The organism is Haliscomenobacter sp., assembly GCF_040403615.1.
In the GTDB taxonomy this organism is placed as follows: Bacteria; Bacteroidota; Bacteroidia; order Chitinophagales; family Saprospiraceae; genus Haliscomenobacter.
The window spans coordinates 1-1,045 of record NZ_JBBAKG010000277.1; the positions used below are offsets into that span (position 1 = coordinate 1).

2 protein-coding genes are annotated in these 1,045 nt (G+C 47.8%); both read right to left on the reverse strand.

The features are described from left to right. Nucleotides 1–374, reverse strand: a 374-nt coding sequence (locus ABW391_RS29560; protein ID WP_353485495.1) for an RrF2 family transcriptional regulator, incomplete at its 3' end; no start/stop codon positions are given. Further along, a partial coding sequence (locus ABW391_RS29565) for a class I SAM-dependent methyltransferase (RefSeq protein ID WP_353485496.1) occupies nt 374–1,045 on the reverse strand: 672 nt, incomplete at its 5' end. The genes ABW391_RS29565 and ABW391_RS29560, both read right to left, overlap by 1 nt.

Genomic DNA, 1,045 nt, shown 5'->3' on the forward strand with positions numbered 1-1,045 from the left:
GCCGTCAAAGTCTGATCGCGTACTTCGATCAAACTCTTGCGAATGAGGCAGGTGGCCTCATCGGGACAATCGTGGCACGGCTCATAAAAACGCAGGGAAGCACACGTCAAGAGGGCGATGGCACCATCAAAAAGGCGATAAATGTCTGCCAGGTTGATGTCTTCGGCAGCTCTGAGCAGGTAATAGCCCCCACCAATGCCTTGTTTGCTACTGACCAGGGAGGCGCGTTTCAAATCAATCAGGATCAGTTCCAAAAACTTTTTGGGAATGCTGGATTTGGCAGCGATTTCTGATGTTTTGATCAACACGCCTTTTTCTTGCTGCGCCAGGTAAATCAGTGCCTTGATGGCGTATTTTGCTTTTTGAGACAGCATTATGGTTTCTTTTGAGCAACGACCATGTATTGATAAATCAACGAAGTGTCGTCGCTATTGAGTAACTCAAATCCGGCCTGCTCCAATTCTTCCTCTACCTGGTATTGGGGTACCCGGATGGCCAGGGGAGGCAAAAACTCACCTTGCGGCAAACGGTGTCGCTTTACGTCCACAATGATGATTTTTCCGCCAGGAGCAATGCCTTTTTTTAGGTTTTGCAGGTATTCAACGCGGTTGCTCAAGTACAAATACGTGTTGACCATGAGTACCACGTTGACTTCATTGGTTTTCAGATGCGGGTCATTGGGATCAGCCAGGCGGGCTTCCAGTTTGTTTTGATCCGAATCAGAAAGCTCAACCGTACGAATACTATCTACATAATTGACCAGATTGCGGTCAATGTCTATGGCGATCACTTTTTTGGCCAGGGGCGTAAGGCGGAAGGCAAAAAAACCGGTACCCGCTCCAATGTCTGCCACTACCTTGTTGCTGATGTCGCCCATCCTGTCCAGCACCAATTCGGGTTTTTGCCAAATGTAGCGGTTGGTATTGCTGTAATCATCGGTCATTCCGGGTTGGTTTGGATTTGCCTTGAAGTTTGGGTCTTCATTGTATTTTTTGGTGGGATCAGGGTCATTGTTCCAACAGCCAGCCAATGAAAAGGACAATAA